General features: G+C 42.0%; 22 protein-coding genes. 11 read left to right on the top strand and 11 right to left on the bottom strand.

Going from position 1 to position 25,523, the window contains the following annotated elements:
- Window positions 1-36: 36 nt before the first annotated feature.
- The 3 genes from ACU6U9_RS18415 to ACU6U9_RS18405 all read left to right on the top strand — a co-directional run bounded on the left by ACU6U9_RS18415 (window position 37) and on the right by ACU6U9_RS18405 (window position 4,320).
- Window positions 37-852 (top strand): enoyl-CoA hydratase/isomerase family protein, encoded by an 816-nt coding sequence (locus ACU6U9_RS18415; RefSeq protein WP_446736453.1) that lies wholly within the window; start codon window positions 37-39, stop codon window positions 850-852.
- 177 nt (window positions 853-1,029) lie between these two features.
- Window positions 1,030-3,036: an acetyl/propionyl/methylcrotonyl-CoA carboxylase subunit alpha gene (locus ACU6U9_RS18410; RefSeq protein ID WP_446736452.1), complete on the top strand. Its 2,007-nt coding sequence runs from the start codon at window positions 1,030-1,032 to the stop codon at window positions 3,034-3,036.
- 117 nt (window positions 3,037-3,153) lie between these two features.
- A complete protein-coding gene (locus ACU6U9_RS18405) occupies window positions 3,154-4,320 on the top strand; it encodes an acyl-CoA dehydrogenase family protein (protein ID WP_446736451.1) in 1,167 nt (388 codons plus the stop codon).
- Between the two features lie 18 nt (window positions 4,321-4,338).
- On the opposite strand, the gene ACU6U9_RS18400 is transcribed toward ACU6U9_RS18405, so the two are convergent.
- The 4 genes from ACU6U9_RS18400 to ACU6U9_RS18385 all read right to left on the bottom strand — a co-directional run bounded on the left by ACU6U9_RS18400 (window position 4,339) and on the right by ACU6U9_RS18385 (window position 6,143).
- Window positions 4,339-4,581, bottom strand: coding sequence for a DUF6868 family protein (locus tag ACU6U9_RS18400; RefSeq protein ID WP_446736450.1), 243 nt, complete (start codon window positions 4,579-4,581; stop codon window positions 4,339-4,341).
- A 99-nt stretch (window positions 4,582-4,680) separates the two neighbouring features.
- Window positions 4,681-4,869 (bottom strand): hypothetical protein, encoded by a 189-nt coding sequence (locus ACU6U9_RS18395; protein ID WP_446736449.1) that lies wholly within the window; start codon window positions 4,867-4,869, stop codon window positions 4,681-4,683.
- Window positions 4,870-4,902: 33 nt separating this feature from the next.
- Complete coding sequence (locus tag ACU6U9_RS18390) at window positions 4,903-5,631, bottom strand: UDP-2,3-diacylglucosamine diphosphatase (protein WP_446736448.1); 729 nt, start codon at window positions 5,629-5,631, stop codon at window positions 4,903-4,905.
- Between the two features lie 8 nt (window positions 5,632-5,639).
- A complete protein-coding gene (locus ACU6U9_RS18385) occupies window positions 5,640-6,143 on the bottom strand; it encodes a peptidylprolyl isomerase (RefSeq protein WP_446736447.1) in 504 nt (167 codons plus the stop codon).
- A gap of 139 nt (window positions 6,144-6,282) precedes the next feature.
- Between ACU6U9_RS18385 and ACU6U9_RS18380 the strand changes: the two genes are divergently transcribed.
- From ACU6U9_RS18380 to ACU6U9_RS18370, 3 genes are all read left to right on the top strand, one after another.
- Entirely contained in the window at window positions 6,283-7,953 is a 1,671-nt protein-coding gene (locus tag ACU6U9_RS18380) for a glutamine--tRNA ligase/YqeY domain fusion protein (RefSeq protein ID WP_446736446.1), read from the top strand.
- 266 nt (window positions 7,954-8,219) lie between these two features.
- Window positions 8,220-9,602 carry a cysteine--tRNA ligase gene (cysS, locus tag ACU6U9_RS18375; protein ID WP_446736445.1) on the top strand — a complete coding sequence of 461 codons (1,383 nt, stop codon included), beginning with the start codon at window positions 8,220-8,222 and terminating at the stop codon, window positions 9,600-9,602.
- 83 nt (window positions 9,603-9,685) lie between these two features.
- Window positions 9,686-10,267, top strand: a complete 582-nt coding sequence (locus ACU6U9_RS18370) for a hypothetical protein (protein ID WP_446736444.1) — start codon at window positions 9,686-9,688, stop codon at window positions 10,265-10,267.
- Between the two features lie 76 nt (window positions 10,268-10,343).
- On the opposite strand, the gene ACU6U9_RS18365 is transcribed toward ACU6U9_RS18370, so the two are convergent.
- From ACU6U9_RS18365 to ACU6U9_RS18350, 4 genes are all read right to left on the bottom strand, one after another.
- Complete coding sequence (locus ACU6U9_RS18365; RefSeq protein ID WP_446736443.1) at window positions 10,344-11,183, bottom strand: substrate-binding periplasmic protein; 840 nt, start codon at window positions 11,181-11,183, stop codon at window positions 10,344-10,346.
- Window positions 11,170-12,354, bottom strand: coding sequence for a GGDEF domain-containing protein (locus tag ACU6U9_RS18360; RefSeq protein WP_446736442.1), 1,185 nt, complete (start codon window positions 12,352-12,354; stop codon window positions 11,170-11,172). The genes ACU6U9_RS18365 and ACU6U9_RS18360 overlap by 14 nt, the downstream gene beginning before the upstream one ends.
- Before the next feature lie 688 nt (window positions 12,355-13,042).
- Entirely contained in the window at window positions 13,043-13,972 is a 930-nt protein-coding gene (locus ACU6U9_RS18355; protein WP_446736441.1) for a hypothetical protein, read from the bottom strand.
- A 273-nt stretch (window positions 13,973-14,245) separates the two neighbouring features.
- A complete protein-coding gene (locus ACU6U9_RS18350; protein ID WP_446736440.1) occupies window positions 14,246-15,208 on the bottom strand; it encodes a helix-turn-helix domain-containing protein in 963 nt (320 codons plus the stop codon).
- Window positions 15,209-15,461: 253 nt separating this feature from the next.
- Between ACU6U9_RS18350 and ACU6U9_RS18345 the strand changes: the two genes are divergently transcribed.
- The 4 genes from ACU6U9_RS18345 to ACU6U9_RS18330 all read left to right on the top strand — a co-directional run bounded on the left by ACU6U9_RS18345 (window position 15,462) and on the right by ACU6U9_RS18330 (window position 19,352).
- A complete protein-coding gene (locus tag ACU6U9_RS18345) occupies window positions 15,462-16,856 on the top strand; it encodes an ethanolamine ammonia-lyase subunit EutB (protein ID WP_446736439.1) in 1,395 nt (464 codons plus the stop codon).
- 1 nt (window position 16,857) lies between these two features.
- Window positions 16,858-17,697 (top strand): ethanolamine ammonia-lyase subunit EutC, encoded by an 840-nt coding sequence (gene eutC, locus ACU6U9_RS18340; RefSeq protein WP_446736438.1) that lies wholly within the window; start codon window positions 16,858-16,860, stop codon window positions 17,695-17,697.
- Window positions 17,698-17,814: 117 nt separating this feature from the next.
- Window positions 17,815-19,185 (top strand): ammonium transporter, encoded by a 1,371-nt coding sequence (locus ACU6U9_RS18335; RefSeq protein ID WP_446736437.1) that lies wholly within the window; start codon window positions 17,815-17,817, stop codon window positions 19,183-19,185.
- A gap of 2 nt (window positions 19,186-19,187) precedes the next feature.
- The gene (locus ACU6U9_RS18330; RefSeq protein WP_446736436.1) at window positions 19,188-19,352 is read left to right on the top strand and encodes a hypothetical protein; all 165 of its coding nucleotides are present in this window, start codon (window positions 19,188-19,190) and stop codon (window positions 19,350-19,352) included.
- Between the two features lie 133 nt (window positions 19,353-19,485).
- On the opposite strand, the gene ACU6U9_RS18325 is transcribed toward ACU6U9_RS18330, so the two are convergent.
- From ACU6U9_RS18325 to ACU6U9_RS18315, 3 genes are all read right to left on the bottom strand, one after another.
- Window positions 19,486-19,905: a glycosyl hydrolase family 18 protein gene (locus ACU6U9_RS18325; RefSeq protein WP_446736435.1), complete on the bottom strand. Its 420-nt coding sequence runs from the start codon at window positions 19,903-19,905 to the stop codon at window positions 19,486-19,488.
- Complete coding sequence (locus ACU6U9_RS18320) at window positions 19,862-22,249, bottom strand: PKD domain-containing protein (protein ID WP_446736434.1); 2,388 nt, start codon at window positions 22,247-22,249, stop codon at window positions 19,862-19,864. The genes ACU6U9_RS18325 and ACU6U9_RS18320 overlap by 44 nt, the downstream gene beginning before the upstream one ends.
- Before the next feature lie 990 nt (window positions 22,250-23,239).
- Window positions 23,240-23,719: a hypothetical protein gene (locus ACU6U9_RS18315; protein WP_446736433.1), complete on the bottom strand. Its 480-nt coding sequence runs from the start codon at window positions 23,717-23,719 to the stop codon at window positions 23,240-23,242.
- Between the two features lie 517 nt (window positions 23,720-24,236).
- Here ACU6U9_RS18315 and ACU6U9_RS18310 point away from each other — a divergent pair.
- Window positions 24,237-25,340: a phosphoribosylaminoimidazolesuccinocarboxamide synthase gene (locus tag ACU6U9_RS18310; RefSeq protein ID WP_446736432.1), complete on the top strand. Its 1,104-nt coding sequence runs from the start codon at window positions 24,237-24,239 to the stop codon at window positions 25,338-25,340.
- The last annotated feature ends 183 nt before the right edge of the window (window positions 25,341-25,523 follow it).

Below are 25,523 nucleotides of genomic sequence, written 5' to 3'. Positions count from 1 at the left end.
ATTGGTAAGAAAAGTAAAGTGTAAACAGGATTCAACATGTTAGAACAAGCTTACACCTGTATTAAATTAGAACGTGATGCACAAAACCCTTGGGTCTTGCATTTGACATTGGATCGCCCGCAAGCGCGTAACGCCATGAGTTTGACCATGGTGGGTGAGTTGTCACAAGTGTTAACCGCACTCGAAAGTGATTTGTCGGTGCGTGCCGTGATTGTACGCGGTGAAGGTGGGCATTTTTGTGCCGGTGGCGACATTAAAGATATGGCCAGTGCCCGTGCTGAGGCGGCGAAAAGTGAGAGTGACCCATATTTTAAATTGAATAAACAATTCGGTGAATTGATTTTGAAAATGAATCACATTCCTCAAGTGGTCATCACTGTATTAGAAGGTGCGGTACTCGGTGGTGGTTTTGGTTTAGCGTGTGTCAGTGATGTGGCCATTGCAACCGACACTGCAAAATTTGGTTTGCCTGAAACCAGTTTGGGTATTCCGCCTGCGCAAATTGCACCGTTTGTGGTAAAGCGTATTGGTTTAACACAAGCCCGTCGCTTAGCATTATTAGGTGAACGTTTTGGTGGTGAAGAATCGGTGACGCTTGGTATAAGCCACTTTTTTGCAAAAGACGATGCCGAACTGGATGTGTTGTTAGGGCGAACGCTTGATCAAATTAAATCGTGTGCACCGCATGCAAATGCAGTAACCAAGCAACTTATTTTAAAAGCCGCCGAACATGAGGCGTCAGAGTTAATTGACGAAGCGGCAAAAGCATTTAGTGCTGCCGTACAAGGCGAAGAAGGGGTGGCGGGAACCATGGCCTTTATTCAAAAGAAACCGGCGCCTTGGAATGCTTAGTTGAAAATTACATTGGGTTACCGGGCTTATAGGACGCAGGGTGGTATGCCACATATTTGGGTGCGCCCTCATGCAAAATAAGCAGACAATATTATAAGTAGGTCGGGCATTGCCCGACAAAAAATAACAATAATTTTATGCAGTACGTAATACAAGTGGTTTGAGGTAGGAGACAACATGGCTGAATTTACAAAAGTATTAGTAGCAAACCGCGGTGAAATTGCGCTGCGGGTTTTAAAAACTGCAAAGGCCATGGGTTATGAAACCGTTGCGGTCTACAGCGAAGCCGATGCTGACGCGCCTCATGTGGCATTTGCAGACGAGGCCGTATGCATTGGGCCAGCCCAAGTGAATCAAAGTTACTTGGTAATTGAAAAAATCATTGATGCTTGTAAGAAAACCGGCGCACAAGCGGTTCACCCAGGTTACGGGTTCTTATCTGAAAATACTGATTTTTGCGCAGCGTGTCAGGCCGAAGGCATCACCTTTATTGGGCCAGATCCAAAAGCCATTGAGCTAATGGGCAATAAGCGTTTAGCTAAAATCGAAATGATTAAGGCGAATGTTCCTTGTATCCCAGGTTACGAAGGCGCAGAACAAGATGAAAGCATCTTGTTTACTCATGCGAACAAAATCGGTTATCCAATCATGGTGAAAGCGGCTGCCGGTGGTGGTGGTCGTGGTATGCGTTTGGTGCATAAAGAATCTGACTTTTTAGAGCAATTAAAAACGGCAAAATCAGAGGCATTAAATGCGTTTGGTAGTGATGAAATTATTTTAGAAAAAGCGGTTATTAGTCCGCGACATATTGAAATTCAAATCTTTGCTGATCGACATGGCAATTGCATTTATTTAGGTGAACGTGACTGCTCTGTGCAGCGCCGCCACCAAAAGGTAGTAGAAGAAGCCCCGTCACCATTTGTCAGCCCAGAGCTACGCCAAAAAATGGGTGAAGCAGCTGTGAATGCGGCGTTAGCGTGTGAGTATGTGGGCGCAGGCACGGTTGAGTTTCTAACCGATGATGACGGCAAATTTTACTTCCTTGAAATGAACACCCGCTTGCAAGTAGAGCACCCAGTGACTGAATTAGTCACTGGCGTTGATCTGGTGGCCTGGCAGCTAACAATTGCAGCGGGTGGCCTTTTACCTAAAACACAGGAAGAGGTCACAATTAAAGGACACGCCATGGAGGTGCGTCTATATGCAGAAGACCCAGCATTAGGGTTTATGCCACAAACTGGTGAAGTGTTGCGTTGGAACTACCCCCAAGGTGATGGTTTAAGAATGGATGCCGGTATTCAAACAGGCCAAACCATAACGCCGTTTTATGATCCTATGCTGGCAAAAGTCATTGCATATGGCGAGAACCGTGATCATGCGCGTCGTCGATTAATGGCATCATTAAAAAAAATCGAATTACTGGGTGTGCGTAGTAATCGCGGTTTCCTGTTTAATATTTTACAGCATGATGTTTTTGCAACTGGTGGCGCGACAACTGCGTTTATTGAAGCATCGTTTAACGAAGATAAATCCCTTACACCGCATCCGCTTACATCAAAGCAACAAGCGATGGCCGCGTGGTTATTTTATCTTAAATCGGCGCAGAGTAACTCAGATGCATTGGAACGTGGCTTTTGGCGTAACTCTAATCCTGCGCCTACTTGGTTTGATTTATTATGTGTGAGCGATAAGCATAAAGTGGCCGTGAATGTGGTTAATAGCCAAGAAAAAACCTTCATGTTAAGCGCAGGTGATGACGAAATTAACGTGACACTGCAAGCTTTTAGTGAACAAAGTGTTCGCTACAGTGAAAACGGTGTTGCGACTACATTAAGTTTTGCATTTCATGAAAATGGTGTTTACCTCAATACACATGAAGGGTGTGTGTTTGTTGAAGACATGACCCATGCGCCAGCGGTAAGCGCTGATGCCGCAGGCAGTGGTTTAATTAAAGCCAGTATGGATGGTGGCATTATTGATGTGTTAGTTGAAGGTGGGCAAGCGGTTAAAAAAGGCCAAACCTTAGTGGTGTTAGAGGCTATGAAAATGGAACACAGCATGAAAGCCGATAGTGATGGCGTGATTAAAGCTATCTTGGTTACAAAAGGTGATCAAGTGAAAGGTCGACAATTACTGGTTGAAATTGAGTCTGAAAATAAAGAACCAGCAGCCGAATCAGCATAAGTAATCAAATGGTTGATTAGGCCAAGCTTTCGAGTGTTTTTGCCATTGTTTGCATCTTGTTGAATGTTATTTTAACAAGATGTAAACCATTATTATAATTATCAATAGGCTGCTCTCATGTCAAAAGTTTCCGCTACACCGCCTTACTTTGATGAAACCCATCACGCATTGCGCGACAGTATTAAACGCTTTGTCGATAAAGAAATTCTGCCTCATATAGATGATTGGGAAGAGCAAAATACCTTTCCCCGTGAAATTTATAAAATGGCAGGTGATGCTGGTTTTTTGGGTATTGGCTTTGATGAAAAATACGGCGGCACAAAAGCCGATGTGTTTCACAAATTAGTATTTGCCGAAGAGATTATGCGATGCACCAGTGCTGGTTTGGTTTCAAGCTTAGGTTCACTTGATATTGGTTTACCACCCATTGCTAAGTGGGGCAGCGACGCACTCAAACAAAAAGTCATCCCCAGTGTATTAGCAGGCGATAAAATTTGCGCACTGGCCATTACAGAACCTAGCGGCGGTTCAGATGTGGCGAACATTAAAACCCGTGCTGAAAAAGTGACAACAGATCAAGGCACGTTTTATAAAGTGAATGGTAGTAAAACCTTTATTACGTCAGGTGTGCGTGCTGATTATTATACCGTTGCGGTTCGTACAGGTGGTGATGGCTTTGGTGGTATTAGCTTATTAATGATCGAAAAAGGCACCCCAGGTTTTAATGTGGGTAAAAGCCTTAAAAAAATGTGCTGGTGGGCATCGGACACGGCCGAATTGTTTTTTGAAGATTGTATGGTGCCCGCTGAAAACTTAATTGGTGCTGAGAACACCGGATTTTTCGCCATTATGACCAATTTTCAAAGTGAGCGATTAATGCTCACCTCAATGGCGAATATGACGGCCGAACTTGCATTAAATGAATGCTATAAATACGTAAAAGAACGTGAAGCCTTTGGCCGAGCCATCGGAAAGTATCAAGTGATCAAACACAAACTGGTCGAGATGGCGACAAAATTAGAAGTCAGCAAAACCATGATGTACAACGTGGCGGCAAACATGAATGTTGGTGTCGATCAAGTTAAGCAAGTCAGTATGGCGAAAAACTTCGCAACCGATGTCAGTGACTTTGTTACTTATGAAGCGGTACAGATTTTTGGTGGCATGGGGTTAATGCGAGAAAGCGTAGTAGAGCGCTTGTATCGCGATAATCGTATACTTTCAATTGGTGGTGGTACGCGAGAAATTATGAACGAGATTATCGCAAAGCAGTTAAAGCTATAACGTTAGCTTTTATTGACCCTATTTTAATAGGGTCAAAACCAACCACGGCACCAAGAAAAACATAAAGTTAAGTAATTTATACATGCCCATCAACTGATATTGCACCAGCATGATTTTTTCACTACTTGAACCAAATAAACGGGTATGCCAATTGATAACGGCTTCGCCACCTAGCAAGTTAGATGCAAACCAAAAAGCAAGTATGCCAATGTTAATTAAACCGCAGTAACCAAGTACACTGATTAACTCATTGCTGATCATGTTGCTCTTCCTTGTTTTATCTAAATTATAGAGTATCCGGTGAGTATAGAGACTTACTGTTCTTTTAGAGTTGTTTTGACGCAAGCTTTATATTAAAAATTATTGGCTAAGCATGTCGAGTTGTTTTTGTCTTTGCTCCGCTTGTTTGCGTTGGATTTCATCCAGTTGATTTTGAATGTCTTCAATTTGTGCAGCAGGTTTTACTTGTTCGGCTTGTTTTGTATCGTGTAAATAAAATTTTGCGACAGCCAGTAGCATCATAGCGGTAATAAGTAAGCGTAAAATCATACTGGCCTCTGTTTGTTTTTGTTAGCGGCTGTTTTATGCGGCAGGTAAATCAAATTCAACCAAATTATATTGGCCAGCTTCGACTTTTAAGTACCAGCCCTTTGTATACCAATCCCCAAGAACAATGCGCTCACGGGCTTGATCGTTGTATTGCCAATTATGAACCGCAGGGCGATGGGTGTGGCCATGAATCATACGTGTTGAATGGTGCTTGGTTAGCTCAACATCTACCTCAGATGGGGTGACATCCATGATGTCTTCATCTTTCATGCTGGTACTAGACTCACTTTCACTGCGTGCTTTTTGTGCAAACGCGATGCGCTCTTCAATGCTCTGGCTTAAAAATTGTTGCTGCCATTGAGGATTACGGGCCATTTTACGAAACGCCATATACGCTTCGTCACGGGTGCATAAGCTGTCACCATGCATAAGCACGACGGGCTCGCCGTCTAAATCAATTACGGTCGGATCATTTAATAATGTCATGCCTGCCGCTTTACAAAATTCTTCACCCACTAAAAAATCACGATTACCATGCATAAAGTACAGCGTAACACCGCGCTCTTGGGTGGCTTTTAGTACGCTTTGTATTTGATCGCAATAAGGGTGTTTGACGTCATCGCCAATCCAGTAATTAAAGAAATCACCCAAGATGTAAAGGGTGTCACCGGCTTGGGGTTCTAACATAAAGTCAAGAAAACCCGCAGTGATGCGGGTTTCCTCTGGCGCTAGGTGTAAATCACTAATAAACCAAGTGCTCATACGCAGACTTATTCTACGATTTCAGTGCTATCGATTGTGATTGGCTCAACCGGCACATCCTGATGACCTGCGGTCATGCCCGTTTTAACGCCTTTCATACGATTAATCACATCCATACCTTCAATTACTTCACCAAATACACAGTAGCCCCAACCTTCAGGGTTTTTGCCAGAGTGATCTAGGAATCCATTGTCTTTCACGTTGATGAAAAACTGGTTAGAAGCACTGTGCGGGTCCATGGTGCGAGCCATAGCAACGGTGCCTTCTTTGTTAGATAAACCGTTGTCTGCTTCGTTTTGGATGGTGCCTTGAGTCGCAGGGCGCTGACTCATGTCTGTTTCCATGCCGCCGCCTTGAACCATGAAACCATCGATTACACGGTGAAAGATCAAACCATCGTAAAAACCTTCTTTTACGTAGTTGATGAAATTTTCAACAGTTTTAGGCGCTTTTTCTGCATTTAGAGACAACTTAACGTCGCCAAAACTGGTTTTTAATACAACCTGAGTCACGTGACCACCTTTTCTATGTGCTTGTGTTTAAAGGGTGCGTATAATACGGCTTTTATATTTTTCTAGCCAGCGGGCAGTGGGAATCTCCCTCACTCTTTTCAAAAAGATGCCTAAGGCCATATTCAATTGAGCTTAAGAAATGACAGAAGAAAAGGCAAAACCCGTTAATTTTATCGAGAAAATCATTAACGAAGACCTTGCCAGTGGTCAACACACTACAATCGTTACGCGTTTTCCGCCCGAGCCAAATGGCTACCTTCACATAGGCCATGCAAAATCGATTTGCCTAAACTTTGGCCTAGCCCAGCAGTTTGGTGGTCAGTGTAATTTACGTTTTGATGACACCAATCCAGAGAAAGAAGAAGACGAGTACGTACAATCGATTCAAGACGATGTACGCTGGCTGGGCTTTCAGTGGGCGGGTGATATCCATTACACCTCTGATTATTTCGATCAATTACACGCTTGGGCCATTGACCTAATTAAAGCGGGTAAAGCATACGTGTGTGATTTATCACCAGAGCAGGCCAAAGAATACCGTGGTAACTTTGAAACGCCAGGTAAAAACAGCCCGTTTCGTGATCGCAGCATTGAAGAAAATCTTGAACTGTTTGAAAGGATGCGTGCCGGTGATTTCGACGAAGGCGCTTGCGGTTTGCGTGTGAAAATCGATATGGCTTCACCGAACATGAGCATGCGTGACCCATACATTTATCGCATTAAAAAAGCCACGCATCACCAAACGGGTGACAAATGGTGTATCTATCCAAGCTATGACTTTGCCCACGGCCAGTCGGATGCCATCGAAGGCATTACCCATTCTGTGTGTACGTTAGAATTTGCCGATCACCGCCCATTATATGAGTGGTTTATCGCCAATTTAGAAACACCAGTCGAGCCGCACCAGTATGAGTTTGGCCGTTTGAACATTAACTACACGGTAACCAGTAAGCGTAAATTGCGTGCCTTGGTTGAAGGTAATGTAGTAAATGGTTGGGATGACCCGCGTATGCCAACCATTAGCGGTATGCGTCGTCGTGGTTATACGGCATCGGCTATTCGCAATTTCTGTGATTCTTTAGCGGTCGCCAAAACAGACGGTACCGTTGATGTGGCACAGCTTGAGTTTTTTATTCGTGACGACCTAAACCAGAATGCACCGCGTGCCATGTGTGTGATTAATCCGCTTAAAGTGGTGATTACTAATATGAAAGCAGATCATGACGAAACCTTAACGGTGCCTTACTTGCAAGACCGTGAAGAATTGGGTGCTCGTGAAATGCCATTCACTAATGAAATCTTCATTGATCAAGATGATTTCAAAGAAGAATACAGTAAGAAATTTAAAAAGAAATTCTGCGTAGGCAAACGTATTCGTCTGCGTCATGGTTATGTGATACAAGCTGACGGTTTTGAAAAAGACGCCGAAGGCAATATTACTCAAGTAAATGCCTCGCTTATTGAGAATACACTAGGTTGTGACCCTGAAGACGGTGATAAACCAAAAGGTGTTGTGCATTGGGTAAGCTGTAAGCATGCAGTAGAAGCAGAGCTACGCATGTATGACCGCTTGTTTACAGATGCTAACCCAGATGGCGGTAAAAAAGATTTTATGGACTGTTTAAGCCCAGAATCTTTAATTGTGAAAACTGGTTTAATTGAGCCTGCGCTTGCCAGAATTAGTCCTGAAACGGTCTTCCAGTTTGAGCGCGAAGGTTATTACGTGGCGGATCGTTTTGATCATTTAAGCGATAAACCCGTGTTTAACTTAACCATCGGTTTGCGTGAAGATAAGTCGTTGGCTAGCTAACAAAAGCCGATAAATAGCTCTCGCTGTAAGAGGGTGCTAGGGTACCCCGCGAGCGTAGAGAATATTTTGGGTATTGCACGCGACATGCACAAATGAAAAAAAATCGGGCGCAGGGCACCCTCGTACAAAATCGAAATGCTCTGCGACCGACTAGCAGAATGTAGTCGAGTAGGGTGGGCACTGCCCACCAATTTAATTTAAAGCCATAAATTAAATATCATTCAAAATGTAGGGTGTTGTGAAGCACCATTCAAAGTAGAAATATTATGACCCTAAATATATACAACACGTTAACGCGTCAAAAAGAAGAATTTAAACCACTGCAAGCAGGCAAAGTTGGCATGTATGTGTGTGGCATGACGGTTTATGACTTTTGTCACATGGGTCATGCGCGTGTAATGGTTTCGTTTGACGTGATAGTGCGTTACCTGCGTCACTGTGGTTACGATGTAAATTATATTCGTAATATCACCGATATCGACGACAAGATCATTAACCGCGCCGTTGAAAATAACGAGCCGTTTAATGTATTGGTTGATCGCATGGTGGGCGCGATGAATGAAGATTTCGCTAAGTTAAACGTGCTAACCCCTAATAGTGAGCCAAAAGCCACTGACCACATCGAAGGCATTATTGCCATGGTCAATACTTTAATCGAAAAAGGTTTCGCTTATGGGGCTTCTAATGGCGATGTGTATTTCCGTGTGCGTAAGTTTGACGGCTACGGCAAACTCTCTGGCAAAATTCTAGAAGAACTAGAGAGCGGCGCACGTATTGAAGTCACCGAAGAAAAAGAAGATCCATTGGACTTTGTACTTTGGAAGTCGGCCAAACCAGGTGAGCCATCTTGGTCAAGTCCTTGGGGTGAAGGTCGCCCAGGTTGGCATATTGAATGTTCAGCGATGTCCACTTGCTGTTTGGGTAATAATTTCGATATTCATGGTGGCGGCCCAGATTTGAAATTCCCACATCATGAAAACGAAATTGCCCAAAGTGAAGCGGCAACAGGTGAGCACTACGCAAATACCTGGATGCACGCTGGTGCCTTACGTATCGACGGCGAAAAAATGTCTAAGTCACTAGGTAACTTTTTTACCATTCGTGATGTATTAAAAGAATACGATGCCGAAGTGATTCGTTTCTTCTTGGCCTCTGTTCAATACCGTAGTGAAATCAACTACAGTCAAGCAGGCTTACAAGATGCACAAACGAAATTAGATCGTTTGTATAATGCACTTAAAGGTTGTTATTTAACCGTTACGCTAGATTTAGCCGACGCTGACTTGGCTGGTTTTGTCGCGCAATTTAAAGCCGCCATGGATGATGACTTTAATACCCCTAAAGCCATTGCGGTTATGTTTGATTTGGTATCCCACATCAATAAAGCACAAGGGGCGGTTAAAGACAAACTGGCAAGTCTACTTAAAACCTTTGCGGATGTTTTAGGTTGCCTACAAACCAACCCTGAAGATTACTTTAAGCAGGGTGTCGATGTGGATGAAACTTATATTCAGGATATGATCGAACAGCGCGTACAAGCCAAGAAAAATAAAGACTTTGCGCTTGCTGATAAAATTCGCCAAGACTTGGATGCACAAGGCATTGAGCTTCAAGATAGTCGTGAAGGGACAACGTGGGTTAAAAAGTGATTATAATCCTTTGTTAAAGATGAAAGCGCCGTAAGGCGCTTTTTTTTCGTCTATAGTTTGATAGAGGCGTATAGGATGTTGAAATGAAAGAAATAATTAGTAATACCCCATTTGGATCTGTTTGGGGTTATAGGTTTAGGCAAACTGTGCCTGCATTAATATTGCTGTCACCCGTAGTCCATTATAAATGGGCTGATATAGACGTCACTTCCCAAGATATATTTCAACCGTTTCTCATTCTAACCCTTATAGCGTTCATTTTTTCTTTTATTACCGAAATGTTAGGTGATTTCATCGAAGGGATGATATTTAGTTATTTGAATAATAATGATAAATTTAGAAATGAGGATAATTACGGTGATAAGAGTATTGTCGATATATGGTTCGAGTATTTAAATCGAGGTGTAGAAGATAAGAGAATTGCTGATTTATATATATCGGGGCAAGTAGATAAATTAAGATTGCAGAGCGCACTTGTAATTCCAGTTTTTTTAGCCGTTACTGGATTTTCATGCATGGTTGATTTTACTGTATGTATGCGTTTTTTTATTTTTTTAACTGGATTTTTGTTTTCAGTTGGATTTATATTTTTGGCAGTTACAACAAGTAAAGAATTGATAAGGCTCAGAGATTTTATGATGTCTGATTCTTCGCTGTCAAATTAGTTGGCTTTATTTTTTAAAAAAATATTGAAAGATAGCCTAGGTATTTTCACTTGTCATGGTATGCTAATATTTAAACTTAATCCTTAAATGTTATGTTGTATTTTTTTAGGAGTTTTGTTTCGAAATCACCTTTAATCGACTTGCGACCATTATTCCAAATCTTTATTAGTTTATCTCTTTTTTTGGCTGGAATGTTTTTTGAAAAAATAGGTCTTTCGATAAGTTTGTTTTCTAACCCTGGGTAGATGATCTTAAGATCATTATTGAATTTTAGTTTATTTAAAATATGCTGAAGGACGAGTTCGTTGTCTGCGTATAAATCGATTCTGTTATCTTTTATCATGCGAAATATACGGTCGATTATGTCATCATAACCTGCGATTACTTCAACCAAGTTGGCGTTTTTAGGGTTGTCGAGATACTTTTGGTAGTCGGTACTCATTGAGCTGTAATCCCAGCCAGGCCCAGTTGCAATGCGTTTCCCTTTTATAGAGTCAACACCGCTGTAGTGCCATGTGTCATTTTTTCTTACCACAAATGCCGCTGTGTATTTATACGTTACAGCTTCTGCATATACGAAGTGCTTTTCTGTGTTAGGCGAAAATAAGTACTCTGGTAACATATCGCAGAGTCCTTCAGTCACCATGTCCAGTCCTCTTGCTAGCGGGACTTCATAATATGTAATTTGATAGCCTTTTGATGTGTATATATGGTCCAGCATGTCAATGATAATGCCGCGCTCGGGTGACTCTTTGGACGGGAAAATTGTCATAGGTGCCCAGTGGTCGTAGCAAACATTTAATGTGTCAGCATGAGTGACATTGGCTGCGTTGATTACTATTGATAAAAACATTAACGATACTAAAGACATTGTTTTAATCGATTTTTTCTTTTGACCTTTTTTATATTTCGACACGATCGCGGCCCTTGTCTTTTGCACCGTACAATTTTAAATCGGCGCGTTTAAAAAGTTCGTCAATTGAATGATCTTTTGGCGTAGATGACTCGACACCAATACTGACGGTATAGGCAACTTTTTTTCCATCCAATTCTAAAACCGAATGACTAATGGCTTGTCTAATTTTATCGGCAAGTCGAAAGGCATTATTTGTATCTGTATTAGGGAGGAATATTGCAAACTCTTCTCCGCCCACTCGTCCAACCGGGTCCGACTTGCGTACGAGGTTTTGGATTGTATGGGTGAAGTGAACAAGTATTTGATCGCCAATGAAGTGACCGTAGGTGTCGTTGATTACTTTAAAATAATCTAGATCCATCAGAACAAAAGATGCGGGTGATTTGTGGCGTTGAGATAGATCGAGTAAATGTTGTGCGGTCTCAAAAAAACTGCCTCTATTTAATGCATCGGTTAAAGAGTCTCTTGTGGCCAGTTTTTTTAGTTTTTTATTTGATATCTGCAATGCTTCTGTACGTTTTTTGACGGCGTCTTCTAACCAGATTCGTTTAGCTTGCTCGTCTTCTAGTAATCGTATTTGATCCCTTTCTATTGCTGAAAGCATTTCATTCATATGCTCTTGCAGTTGGCTGAGTTCGTAATTTTTAATCTTGGACAGTTTAATGCGCTTGCTTATATTTTTACTTAATTGAACTTCACTTACTTGAGACATAAGCTCTTGCAAAGGCGTGGCTAAATAACGATCTAAAGCCCAAGTAAATAACCAAAATAAAATAGACAGTTTAATGATTGCGGTAAGTGCAATTAAGGAAAAACCAAACCAGATTCGATCTAGAATGACTTCTGAAGAGGAGTAAAGTGTGAGTGAGCCAAGAAATATCTTTTTATCGTTAAGCGCCCAGTATAAGTCTGATTTTGTATCAAAGATCGATAACGGGGCTGAAATAGAATTATAGGATCGTTTGGAAATCATATTCTTGGCATGTTTATCTAAAACATCAACGCCTTCAATAATTGGCATTTTAAGCAGTCCTGCGATAAGGGCATCTAGCTGGTTCTGGTTGTACTGCCATAAACTAGTTGAAATAGGACCTCGTACTGTTTCCTCTAATTGCTCTAATTCATTTAAGATTGATTCTTGGGTTTTTAGGTATTCTGTTAAAAATTGCATGCCGGTAATTAGGCTTGTTACGACCAAATATATGGAGAAAATAACACACATCATTTTTTGGGATAGATTGCTTGGACGAAGAAAGCTTGCAAACATCAAAAACGACCCTTCCGGATAGACTTTAAACCTGAGTTAAGCTTAGTTTACTCCCCCCGTTAATGGAAAAAATCAGTGTAATGGGGGTGAGATTGCGAGTTAATGGGTTGTAGAATTGATAGGGTGATCAAATTTAATGCTATTAAAATCAATAGCTTAGAGTGACGTATGTATTTAGGGGAGGTGGACGTCGTAGATGTATCAACGATCGATCTTTGTATATGCAACTGGGCCAAAATTCAATCTCATTGGTAAAAGGATATTGAATGGCAAATTCATAAATACTGTATTAGTGATACCGAGTGTTGTTTCAATACTGTTTTGAGATGTGCCCTGTTTGTTTTTTTAGCACGGTTTTTATTGGATTTCATTATTAAGAGTTAGTAACTCTAACGGTTGCATGACTATAGATAGATCCTATTAAGATTGTAGGTCAAATTGAATGATTATCACTACTTTGAAATGCCACGCATCTTTGTTTGTGTTTGCAGCATCTAATGGGAATGTTTATGTTAAAAATCCCCTCTATTATTTTTGTTGTTGTTAGAATGTGAGGCGCTTTTTTCAATGCCGCTATAAAACATGCAGACTATTAATTACTCAAAGAACGATTTAGTTTAGATGCTGGCAACCACCACTTCATATCTTCATCTTTTATTTTTGGTACGCTGGGGTTGTTGAGTAATATTAGATGCCGGTCTATTAAGTTTGATTTGTCTAAGATCGACTGATATTCCGCTATGAATATTTTTTTGTAAGAGCCATCTTTAATAGCTTCCAGTAGCCCAGCGTGAATATGCTCTGCTAATTGAGGTCGTTGTTTTGATACAAAAAAATAGACAGGCAAATGATAAAATAACATAACGTTGGATACGACGGTTATATCTTGTGCGTAACGTTCTTGTTCGGGCCATATTTCATTAATGCCTCGGTGAAAGTAATCCACGCGCCCACTAATGAGCCATTTGAATAACAGTTTATAATCGACATGGGACCGAACGGGTAGATTATTGGCCTTGTACACGGGCAAGTCTCCCCAGTGAGCGCCGTGTGCTCCCATATAGTGGCTCAATTCTTTTTTTGTGCGGATTTCTGAAAGTGCATGTGCTTGATCTTTTCTGCTCAATATTAAACGTAAACCTAGAATTCCCCTGTAAATAGGCGTGTAGATGGGAATCATTCTTGATTCTCGCTCTTTTGATGTGGACTGCCATTGCACATCTAGCGAGCCGTTAATCACCATGCTTTCACCGCGGCGTTCATTTACAAGCTGTGTTTTAGGCGCTTGCAGGTTATAAACTCGACCTGATTTTGAAAGTGCCAAGGCCAATAGCTTTGCGCCAAATGTATAGCGCTCTTGAGCTTGGTAATGACGTACCACTAAAGACTCATCAGCTACAGGCTCAGCGGTAGCCAATACGGAGCGTACTATGATGAGAGTCGATACGACGATATAGGTTATCGCTTTAGCCTTTGAGGGCGCATTGCATGTGTGCTTAGAGCAAGTCAGATCGTTAACCATAAAAACCTAGCGAATGGGGATCAGCACTACTGAGTATAGACGAATAGTCCGGTGCCATAGGCTTCGATATTGATGGATGCAGGGGGCGTGAGTCGCTGGCTCTAATTTAAAAATCCATTATTGCTATTGGCCATTAACTCAAATATTACCGAATGAATTAAATGATTTATTGGGGTAAATATGAGAGGGAGCATCAAAATATAATTCCCTCTCATAATATTGAAGCAAAGATAGATCGCCTGTACCTAGTTAATACTCAGGTATAAGCCCATACTATTTTAACGTCTCACTGGGTAGTTGCCCAAATACCCCCTTATAATCCTTTGCAAATTGGCCTAAGTGCCAAAAGCCCCAGCGGGCAGCGATGTCGCCGATGGTTTCGCCAGTACGTGCCTGTTTTAAATCTCGTCTCACACCATTTAAGCGGGTGTAGCGTAAATATTGTATGGGTGACAAACCCAATATACTTTCAAAACTATTTTGTAATGTGCGCCTACTGGTATGGCACGCTTCGCAAAGCTCACTCAGAGTAATGGCGCGCTCATGATGGTTTTGTAAAAACGCACGGGCATCGTTCACAATGGTTTTACGGTGCTGGTAGCTGGTATGTATGGTTTGGTTTGGTGACTCTTTACTAAACACCTCAAGCAAGCCCATAAGAATTAAATCTTGAGTAAGGTGGTCAGGTGTGGCGTTTTCATTTGCCGCTTCGTTGTTTAAGAGCCGTGCCAATAAATAGTTGATGGCATTTAATGTATTCTCCGGAATACTTAAGCGCTCATTATGTAAAATGTCTTGCCAGTTTAATTCAACGCCTTGTTTATTGGCTTGGCCCATGAGTTTATCGTAGCTAATAACGACACCATAAATATCAAATGCATCTGGCGTCGTCAGTTCAAATTCGATATTGCCAGGGCGACACATAATGTCGTTTTTATTAAGTGCCAAACCATTAATTTTACTGTGCTCTTTGTTGGTTTGTTCTTTAGGTGAAATACCTAGCCAAATACTATCTGGCCATACCAAACAGGTTTGGCTAAGAGCTTGGCTGGTGTGTTCTTTGAATACTTGTAGGTCTTCGAAGGGGCGTTCGATAATTTGCCCATAAAACTCACCTGCACTAATTTGATCATAATGCTGCTGCCAATCGGTTAAATTATGCGCATGATCATGGGCATCGTAACTGATACTGGTGATAAGCGGCTTCTGTTGTTGTGGAACGATTGACTCAATCATGAAAAATACGCCTTACATTTTTTCACTATATTGCTTTATCTTGGTGCTTTATGCCCAATCTCGGTGCTACCTGCTGAATTTAACGAGTCTGAGATTTGCCATAATTTGATAATGCATTTGGGTTAGTCTTGTTAAAGTAGCCTCACTGGGTAGCAGCAGTGATTCATTCAAGCTTTATTTGGTGCTTTTAGACTTTGCTTACTTGTTAATAGAGCAAAGCCCATGCCGAATACTAAGGTTTAAGACGACAATTATGTCCAAGTTTAAATATGTGTTAGGCCATCAAACGTTTCAGTTTAAAAGTTTGGCCGAGTTAATGGCCAAAGCAACGCCACTCAGAAGTGGGGATGTACTGGCAGGCGTTGCGGCAACAACAGAAAAAGAGCGCGCAGTGGCGCAGTTATGTTTAGCCGATGTATCGCTTAAACATTTTTTAAGTGATGCGCTCATTGCTTACGAAGACGACGAAATCACGCGTTTAATTATGGATGAACACGATGCACATGCGTTTAAAGCCATTGGTCATTTTACAGTAGGGGACTTTCGTAATTTTTTATTAAGTGATGAGTGCAACGGACAAATGCTTAGCGCGTTACGATTGGGTATTACACCAGAAATGGCCGCTGCCGTGAGTAAAATTATGCGTAATCAAGATTTAATCTTAGTGGCTAAAAAATGCGAAGTTGTCACCCAGTTTAGAAACACCTTAGGTTTGAAAGGGCATTTTTCGACACGCTTACAACCTAATCACCCAACGGATGACATGACGGGTATCGCCGCCAGTATTTTAGATGGCTTAATGTACGCCAATGGCGATGCGGTTATTGGTATTAACCCCGCAACCGACAACGTACAGCAATGCACTGTATTACTTAAAATGATTGATGACGTGATTCAGCATTATGAAATCCCCACGCAATCATGTGTGTTAACCCACGTAACCAATACCATTGAATGTATTGAGAACGGCGCACCGGTTGATTTAGTATTTCAAAGTATCGGTGGCACTCAAGCCACAAATGACAGCTTTGGGTTTAATTTAAATACTTTAAAAGAAGCGCAGCAAGCGGCGCTAGAATTAAAGCGCGGCACCGTTGGGCAAAACGTCATGTACTTTGAAACGGGCCAAGGCAGTAGCCTAAGTGCCAATGCACATCACGGCTTAGATCAGCAAACCTGCGAAGTACGCGCCTATGCCGTGGCCAGAAAATTTGACCCATTTTTAGTCAACACAGTTGTTGGGTTTATTGGCCCTGAATATTTATATGACGGCAAGCAAATCACCCGTGCCGGATTAGAAGATCATTTTTGCGGGAAATTACTGGGTTTACCCATGGGCTGTGACGTGTGCTACACCAACCACGCAGAAGCCGATCAAAATGATATGGATGGCCTGTTAACATTACTGGCCGCAGCGGGTTGCACTTTTGTAATGGGCATTCCAGGTTCCGATGACATTATGTTGAATTATCAAACCACGTCATTTCATGATGCCTTATATGTACGCAAATTATTAGGCTTACGCCCAGCGCCAGAGTTCGAATCTTGGTTAACTAAAATGCAAATAATGGATAACCAATTTCATTTAAATGCCAATATTCCAAGCCCGTTTTCAAAAAACTTACTGGATGTTAAGGGCGGCTTTTAATATGACAAACAAAGCCAATACATTAAGTGTTGTATTAAACCCTTGGCAAAAATTAAAAGACTTTACCGATGCCCGCATTGCACTTGGCCGAGCGGGCAGCTCAATCCCGACCAATGAAATGCTCAAATTTCAATTAGAGCATGCACAAGCAAGGGACGCTGTACACTTACCATTAAATGCAAAAGCATTGTATGAAAACCTTGAACACAATTTAAATGCTTGCCCCCAAGCCCCCGATTTATTTGTGAGCGATGCACCGTTATTGGTGAGTAGCTGTGCGAATGATCGGGGCACCTATTTACAACGACCCGATTTGGGTCGCAAGTTAAATCAGCAAAGTTGTGACACGTTAAGCCAAGCAAAAGGGCAGTTTGATTTGGCCATTTGTGTAGTGGATGGGTTGTCGTCTATGGCCATCGAAAAAAACACCCAGCCGTTTTTACAACAATTATTAACCATACTCGCGCCTAATCAATTATCTCTGGCCCCTTTGGTGATTTGTACGCAGGGCCGTGTGGCCATTGGTGATCATGTGGCGCAATTATTAGGAGCTAAAACTGTAATTGTATTAATTGGTGAGCGCCCTGGTTTATTAAGCCCAGACAGCATGGGTTTGTATTTAACCTTTGGCGCCCATGTTGGTTGCAATGATGCGCAGCGCAACTGTATATCAAACATTCGCCCAGCGGGTTTACGTTACGAAAGTGCCGTAGTAAAAGCCAAGTATTTACTCGAAGAATCACAGCGCCTTGGTTTAAGCGGTGTAAATTTAAAAGAGCGCAGTGAAGAAGTAGGGGGGATATTAACCAGCCATCAAAGCTTTTTAACCCAAGCTAAATAACAATTAAAAAATCCCGCGAAGTTGGGATCAAAAACGACGTGCAAACAATAATAAAAAACGAAACAAAAATGGCCCTCACGAATTTAGAGAAAACACTAAAACAACGAGGAGAGTCCAATGGACGAAGCAACCCTAACGCTTGAGAGTTTGCAGGCCCAGCTTGCCGCTCAACAAAGCACCTTTGAAATGCACCAGGCTATGAATGTCGAGGTGTTCTACTGGTGGTGTACTGCCATCATGATGATGATACACGCAGGTTTTTTAGCCTACGAAATGGGCGCGTCACGCAGTAAAAACGCACTGGCTGCCGGTATTAAAAATATTCTAGCTTTGGCTTTGATTATTCCTACTTTCTATTTATTTGGTTGGTGGATTTACAACGCCTTCCCAGGTGGTTTGATTCCAGCGGATGCGTCTGCTGCATTACCTTGGTCGCCCAGCATGGGGCCAGATGTGTCTGACATGGGCACGGGTATTTTTTGGGCGGCGTTTGCTTTATTTGGTGCTACTACGGGTTCTATTTTATCCGGTGCGGTCATCGAGCGAATTCGCGTGAGTGCGTTTTTAATCCTAACGGTATTCTTAGGCAGTGCCATTTGGATTTTGGCGGGCGCATGGGGCTGGCACCCAGAAGGTTGGTTGCTAACTGACTTAGGTTATCACGACGTAGGTGCATCCGGTGTGGTTCACGCAGTGGCGGGCTTCTTTACGCTAGGCGTGCTGATTAACCTTGGTGCCCGTAAAGGCAAGTTTATAAATGGCGTGGCACAAACCATTGCGCCGCACAGCTTACCGATGACATTAATTGGTTTGATGATGATCATCTTCGGTTTCTTTGGCTTCTTAGGCGGCTGCATTATCTTTAACGGTGGTGAAACAGGCTGGACGACGATCTACAACACACCAACAAACTTATCGGCGTTTGCGTTTAATACCTTGATGGGCTTTTCTGGCGGCATTATTGGTTGTTACATTGCAACGCGTGATCCGTTCTGGACGATGTCTGGCGGTCTAGTCGGTATTATCTCAGTGGCGGCAGGTCTTGATTTATATAGCCCAACATTGGCGTTCATTATTGCCGTTTGTATGGGCTTTGCGGCAGTTTGGTTTGCTAAGTTCTTAGAAAAACGCGGCATTGATGATGCAGTAGGTGCAGTTGCCGTTCACGGCTTTACGGGTTTTGTGGCGGTGATTTTAGTGGGCGTATTTGCGGGTGGCACTCCTAACGTGGGCGGCAATCCAGAGATCAGCTTTTTAGGTCAAACCCTATCAGCAGTGATCATGGCATTGTTAGGCTTTATCCCTGGTTACGGTTTATCACTATTGCTTAAAAAGCTAAACGCATTACGTGTACCAGAATCAGCAGAAGACTTAGGTATTGATGAGGTAGAGCTGCTTGCTAAGCCATACCCAGAATCAAATACACCCGCATCAACTGACAGCGAAGTGCCAAATAAACTGGCTAACGTTGAACCACAGGGGATTTAATTATGGGAACATCAATTACAACATGGGAAAACGTAACAGCGTATTTTACCTTTGCGGATTCACCCATCATGCTCATGCTATTTGCATTGGGTGTCAGCGGCATCATTATCGGTTTGATTGGCAGTATCATCAAACACGAAAACGAAGCCTTTGATAAATTAAAGTAACACTTAAGTTAAGATAGCAATTAAGTGTTAAAAATAAGAAATCGGCTTAAGTGATTAAGCCGATTTTTTTGTATGTATTTAAAAGTAAAACAATATGCCAGCAATTGATTACTGGAATATTGTTATGTTGGTCTTATAGGTTATCTCCCATAGCTTTAATCAGTTCACCACTGTTGGTGTCACCGCTGAGCTCCCAGAAAAAAGAACCGCCGAGATTATTGTTTTTAATGTAATTCATCTTTCCTGCAATGTCGGACGGCGTATCATAGCTCCACCAGTTGTTACCACACTTAGCGTAAGACGTTCCTGCAATCGAACCGGTTACTGGGCAGGTATCTTTTAATACTTTATAGTCTTGAATGCCCGCTTCATATTTACCCGTAGCTGGGCCTGTTGCATTACCGCCGGGTGCGTCTTGCGTTACGCCCGTCCAACCTCTGCCATAAAAACCAATGCCAAGTAATAATTTTTGGGCTGGTACGCCTTGGTCCATATAAACTTTAAGCGCGTTATCGGTATTGTTGCCATAAATGGGGGATGTCGGCATAATCATAAAGTGGCGAATGTGGAGCAGTTGGGCCTGTTTTCGCCCATGCGCCAAATAAATCGTACGTCATGACGTTATACCAGTCCATATATTGAGCGGCTAAGCCATAATCTGTGGCATCAATTTTCGATTTACCAGCGGGCACGGCTGCAGTTACTAATTCTGAGCCAAATCGATTTCTTAATGCCGACATTAATGTGCTGAATGCCATTGGGCCGCTGGTATCACAATTTAAACCGCACGCATTAGGGTATTCCCAATCAATATCGATGCCATCAAATAACCCATCCCAGCGAGGATCGTGTATCAGATCAAAACATGAGTTCGCAAACATTTGCGGGTTTTGTGCCGCTTCTTTAAAGCCACCAGACCATGTCCAGCCGCCAAATGACCAAAGAATTTTAATGTGCGGATACATTTGTTTTAATTTTTTTAGCTGATTAAAGCTGCCTCTTAATGGGTCGTTCCATTTGTCTGCGACACCATCAATACTTTGTGCCGCGGTATACGATTTTTCAAAATCGGCATAGTTATCACCGCCCACACATTTACCACCAATGACATTACCAAACGCGTAATTAATGTGCGTTAGTTTATCGGCTGAGCCACTGGTTTTAATATTATTGACATGATAATTACGCTGGTAAACACCCCATTGAACAAAGTAGCCCAAAACAATTTTGTCACTACTGATTGGCTCTTGAATAATGTTAGCCGTCACCTGACTTGTGGTAGTTGCACCTTGATTGTCGGTTACTGTCAATGTCACATTATAAAGTCCAAGGGCAGCGTAGGTATGGCGGGCTTGAGTTTCTGTGCTCGTGTTGCCGTCACCAAAATCCCATAGGTACTGAGTGATAAAACCATCCGGATCATTTGAACCGTTACTGTTAAATTGAATCACTCCGCCTAAAACCATTTGATAGGGACCGTTGGCTTTGGCGATTGGTTTTTGGTTGATAGTGCTGTCAGTGACTGTGGTGGTGGTTACGCTCATATGGTTCGCCGCGTTGTTATCGGTAACCGTTAGAGTTACCGAGTACGCGCCAGCGGCTGCATAAGTGTGAGAAGGGTTGGCTTGTGCAGAGCGTTGGCCATCCCCAAAGTCCCAAAGGTAAGCCGTAATTGTACCGTCTGGGTCATTCGAGCCGACACTGCTAAAGTTAATCGCATTGTTGACTGAGCCAGTATAGGGACCATTTGCAGAGGCAGTTGGAGCAAGGTTAGTATTGCCAGGGCTACAAGTGCCTACTTGTGTCCATGCTAATTCCCAATGCATGCCCACACCTGGCTCGTACGCCCAAGCGGCGGCGGAAGAGCACCAGCCTCCCACTTTACAACTAAATTTGGTGTTAACATTTTGAACTAAATCGCCATTATTATATTGCGTGCCAGCAACATAGTTTGGTTCGGTGCAACTGCCCGGATTATTGGAGTCACTAATTTTTGCAGTTGTATTTGAAAAACTCGATTTATTTTCGTTGTCGGTTACCGTTAATTTAACCGCATAGGTTCCCGTTGCTGAGTATGTATGCAATGGGTTTTCTTGTGTGCTGCTATTACCATCACCAAACTGCCATTGATAACCAACAATGTTGCCATCTGGGTCGGACGATCCATTACTGCTAAATGTAATCGAGTCGCCTAGGTTTGCAAGGTAAGCCCCGTTTGCATTGGCAACAGGCGGTTTGTTGCCATCCGGAGGTGTAGTGTTGGCATCATAATTTACATCAACACAGGCATAAAACGCTTCAGGGCTATCGGAGCGTTGCCAAATACTATAGACAATGTGTTTGCCGGTTCTTTCGGGCAAGGTACAGGTATGAGACGAACTTGACTCTGGACCAGTTGCTTCATTGCGACAAAGAAACTCTAAGTCATTCCAATATAAAGGGTTTGTAACGTCATAACTTTCTTGAGTGATGTAGTAATCAGTATAGGCCGTTGCGTGAGGGGCCGTATTACTCCATTTAAACGTGTAATCGCCACTTGTAACATCGGCGGCTACCCAATCATTGCGTGCTAAATCAAGGCCGCCAAAATCGTTAGGGTTACCACCACTGCATAACTCACCATCATTGATGACCTCGCGGTGGTTGTCGTTAGCATTGCCTTGTCTTACGCCGTTCCAATCATAAAAGCCTTGTGATCCGCTTTCTGCTACGGCCGCTTTACATGCGTCTGATACTGGGCTTTCTGGGTTTTCTTGGTAGCAATTATATATTCGACTGGGGGGCTCCGTTATTGTGCCGTGGGCCATTGCAGTTTGATTGACCCCCGCAAGTGATGTGGCCGCAACCAGTAGTAATGCTTTTTGGTAGGAAAAATTTAACGGATGATTATCTTTCATTTGTAATATTATCCTAAGTAAATTTAACGACTAATGCATAAGTGACAGTGTTGACAGTGTTGACAGTGTCTTTGTCATAATCCCACATTTAAAAATGTGAAATAAACCACGTTGTCACGGTTAATCAAACAATTGAACGATCGTTTTTAATGCAAGGTAAAATAAATTTGGATATCTAATTATTGAAAAATAAGCTGGACCTAAGCTTTAATTGTATATCCTCGGGAGGGTTGATTTAGAGTTATTGTTTAGGGGGTGATTGCTGTTCATTTTTTCATTAATACTCCGGTTGATGATAAAAATAAGTAAATAATACTAATTTTTTACAGTTTGTTGGTTCGTAATTTTTATCAATACGATAAAAAATAATATAACGTGAAGTTATTAAGTCGGCTGAAGCAGTTAGTCATAAATACCTCGTAAGCCATCTTTGTTTTTAATATAGGGCAGATTTCATAATTAGCCTTCAAATATTTGTTTCTATTTGTTAATGCCAATGTTAGTTGTCTAACGTTATTCCAGATGTAGATGTCGGTATTGCGTCATTAAATTTGTGCCATAAAAAATATTTTATTCTTTATATTCGAATAAAGAGTGTTGAACAGTTTTTACCTATGATTATCTATCTTTACCTTTTACGTGTGTGAATGTGATACTGGCCCTCACATTTCATTCTTTCAAACGTCATATTGGTAAAAGTCTTTTCTATTTTAATGGCTCGAGGTCGGTTTATAACTTGCAATAGGGTATTGCTTTGTGATTTTTTGTTTTTTGGGCGATTAAACCCCCTCTAAGCTTAAATAAAGCAATCATGTTTAACATGACCAAATATTGAAATAGGGCGCGTAACACATGGTTTGTGAATTCAGCTGATCTAAGTAGTTGATTGACTAGGAAAGTAAATCTTGGGATATGTTATTTTTTTGATGCAGATAGAGTGTTATGGCACAAAAAAGCCGACTTAAGTAATTAAGCCGGTTCTCTCTGAGGTTAGTTGTGTTTACGTAACCAATTCATTTGATAAGTTAAAAATCCTAGAAAGAGAATAAAAATGGTCAAAAACGTTTTATGTAAAAGCGGGTCTTCTAGAGAGGTTACAACAGGCCCATCCATCGGGAAACGCGTTAAAATCTCTGTTGCGGTAGGAATTAAGTGAAACAAAATCGTGCCCGAAAAACATAAGTTAACAAAGTACGTATTCCAAGACTTAAACAGTGTAATCCTTTCAAGCACCATCCCCGTCACCACGGCTAAAATAGTTAAAATTGCCAAGGCATGGGCCGGATTAAAGCTACCATGTTTAAAAATGGTTAAAGCCGATATAGCCGTAAACAAGGTGGCCAGCAGATAAAACTTACCTTCAAAGGTGTTAAACGTAATTTGCTTGTCTTTAAACAGCATTTTAAGACCAACAAAAACAGCAAGACTGCCAATGATGGTATGAGCAATTCCAATAGGGCTAAGTGGCATATGGCCTCCAATTGATCTGGGTTTATTAATGTTTGGGCAGTTTATTTTAAATTTGAATTGCGTGCAATCTAATTGCTGTAAATCTATTTATCATTAAAAGGAGATTTGCCCATATAGAGGGGAATTTATATGGGAATATCGAGCGCAGCCCAGTAACGCTGGGGCCTAGCGCAGTCTGTATAAAAATGAGAAACAGAAATTTGGTATTGGTAAAGACTGTTCTGCCAGCAAGAACAACTGGTTAAAGTACAAAAAGGGAAAAGGGAAAAGGGAAAAGGGAAAAGAGGCGGGCTTAAATAAAATCATACTTAAACGGAGGGGTTGCCCTATCGCTAATTAAAATCAGTTCTTGTATTCGTGTTTTCAGAAATACGCTTTTAAATAAAATAGAAAAACCTGCGCATAAAAACAATGTAAATAAAAATCTAAGAAGAATGCCTTAAAAGGAAATGGTTTGAATATGCTAGAGTGCGCGTTACCTTAAAGTTGCCCACAACCAAACTCAAGAGGCCATATCATGAGCCTGGCTGACTCCGTACTGACCCTTAATAATCATTTGCCAATTCGCACTGACAAACCCGTTCACAGCGGTAAAGTACGCTCTGTCTATTGGTTAACCGAGGCTGACAGCAAGCGTTTGATCGTAGAAAAAGGCTACAATGTGGCCAGTGATGCACCTCTTGCCATCATGGTAATCTCGGACCGTCTCAGCGCCTTCGAGTGCATCTGGCATGCGGAGGGAGGTCTTAACGGCATTCCTGGTAAAGGTGCTGCGCTAAATGCCATATCCAATCACTGGTTTAAGCTGTTCAAGAAAGAGGGGTTGGCTGAGAGCCATATTCTGGATACACCCCATCCATTTTTGTGGGTAGTGCAGAAAGCCAAACCAGTGATGATAGAAGCCATCTGCCGCAATTACATCACAGGCTCTATGTGGCGTGCCTACGAAAAAGGCGAGCGCGAATTCTGCGGCATTACCTTGTCGGAAGGCCTTAAGAAAGACCAAAAGCTATCCAAGCTGCTAATGACGCCATCTACCAAGGGCATACTCACCGGCATTCCCGGCGTGCCCGAGCAAGACGATGTGAACGTAAGTCGTGACGATATCTTCAATAACTTTCAAGCATTCGCTTTGCGTCAGGAGCAAGACATAGATTTATATGAAAAGCTGTCAATAGAAGGCTTTAATCTGATCAGTGGCGCTCTAGCTGATATTGGCCAGGTCTTCGTGGATACCAAGTTTGAGTTTGGTTACGTGAGTGACGCCCAGGGCCAAGATAAACTTATCTATATGGATGAAGTAGGCACACCAGATTCCTCCCGTATCTGGGATGCCACTGCCTATTGTGATGGAAAAGTGGTGGAAAACTCTAAAGAAGCCTTTCGCCAGTTATTGCTTAACCGCTTCTTTGAACCAGATATTCTGCTGAATAAAGACCGCATGGCGGAGCGTAAAGTCTTGGCCCGTGATCATGTCTTGCCGGTCGAAGTATTCCAACAAGTAAGTGATACCTACATTAGTATTGCGGAAAAAATCACGGGCCAAAAGCTTAACTTGAGCGCTAATCCCAAGGCTGAGATCATTCAAGTATTGAAAGAGGAATATCAGCTGATTGATTAATTAAAATCACGGCAGGGAGGCATTAAACTGTGAAAGGCACTTGGCAATTGTTCTATGTGTACTCTACCTTTATAACCAGAATTAGAATTAATTAAGCTGCCGTCCAGTTTTGCATTTTCGTGGCGTCATAACTCTATTGGTGGGGATTACCCATCCTGCAGGTTTTCCAATTTAAGACTATTT

The organism is Pseudomonas sp. HK3, from assembly GCF_052920985.1.
The sequence above is the reverse complement of the archived record's forward strand: the minus strand, read 5'-3'. Positions and strand labels throughout refer to the sequence as shown.

Coding starts and splice junctions, on each gene's coding strand:
- ACU6U9_RS18415 (WP_446736453.1), top strand. CDS start 37: ATGTTAGAACAAGCTTACACCTGTATTAAATTAGAACGTGATGCACAA.
- ACU6U9_RS18410 (WP_446736452.1), top strand. CDS start 1,030: ATGGCTGAATTTACAAAAGTATTAGTAGCAAACCGCGGTGAAATTGCG.
- ACU6U9_RS18405 (WP_446736451.1), top strand. CDS start 3,154: ATGTCAAAAGTTTCCGCTACACCGCCTTACTTTGATGAAACCCATCAC.
- ACU6U9_RS18400 (WP_446736450.1), bottom strand. CDS start 4,581: ATGATCAGCAATGAGTTAATCAGTGTACTTGGTTACTGCGGTTTAATT.
- ACU6U9_RS18395 (WP_446736449.1), bottom strand. CDS start 4,869: ATGATTTTACGCTTACTTATTACCGCTATGATGCTACTGGCTGTCGCA.
- ACU6U9_RS18390 (WP_446736448.1), bottom strand. CDS start 5,631: ATGAGCACTTGGTTTATTAGTGATTTACACCTAGCGCCAGAGGAAACC.
- ACU6U9_RS18380 (WP_446736446.1), top strand. CDS start 6,283: ATGACAGAAGAAAAGGCAAAACCCGTTAATTTTATCGAGAAAATCATT.
- cysS (WP_446736445.1), top strand. CDS start 8,220: ATGACCCTAAATATATACAACACGTTAACGCGTCAAAAAGAAGAATTT.
- ACU6U9_RS18370 (WP_446736444.1), top strand. CDS start 9,686: ATGAAAGAAATAATTAGTAATACCCCATTTGGATCTGTTTGGGGTTAT.
- ACU6U9_RS18360 (WP_446736442.1), bottom strand. CDS start 12,354: ATGCAATTTTTAACAGAATACCTAAAAACCCAAGAATCAATCTTAAAT.
- ACU6U9_RS18355 (WP_446736441.1), bottom strand. CDS start 13,972: ATGGTTAACGATCTGACTTGCTCTAAGCACACATGCAATGCGCCCTCA.
- ACU6U9_RS18350 (WP_446736440.1), bottom strand. CDS start 15,208: ATGATTGAGTCAATCGTTCCACAACAACAGAAGCCGCTTATCACCAGT.
- ACU6U9_RS18345 (WP_446736439.1), top strand. CDS start 15,462: ATGTCCAAGTTTAAATATGTGTTAGGCCATCAAACGTTTCAGTTTAAA.
- eutC (WP_446736438.1), top strand. CDS start 16,858: ATGACAAACAAAGCCAATACATTAAGTGTTGTATTAAACCCTTGGCAA.
- ACU6U9_RS18335 (WP_446736437.1), top strand. CDS start 17,815: ATGGACGAAGCAACCCTAACGCTTGAGAGTTTGCAGGCCCAGCTTGCC.
- ACU6U9_RS18330 (WP_446736436.1), top strand. CDS start 19,188: ATGGGAACATCAATTACAACATGGGAAAACGTAACAGCGTATTTTACC.
- ACU6U9_RS18325 (WP_446736435.1), bottom strand. CDS start 19,905: ATGATTATGCCGACATCCCCCATTTATGGCAACAATACCGATAACGCG.
- ACU6U9_RS18320 (WP_446736434.1), bottom strand. CDS start 22,249: ATGAAAGATAATCATCCGTTAAATTTTTCCTACCAAAAAGCATTACTA.
- ACU6U9_RS18315 (WP_446736433.1), bottom strand. CDS start 23,719: ATGCCACTTAGCCCTATTGGAATTGCTCATACCATCATTGGCAGTCTT.
- ACU6U9_RS18310 (WP_446736432.1), top strand. CDS start 24,237: ATGAGCCTGGCTGACTCCGTACTGACCCTTAATAATCATTTGCCAATT.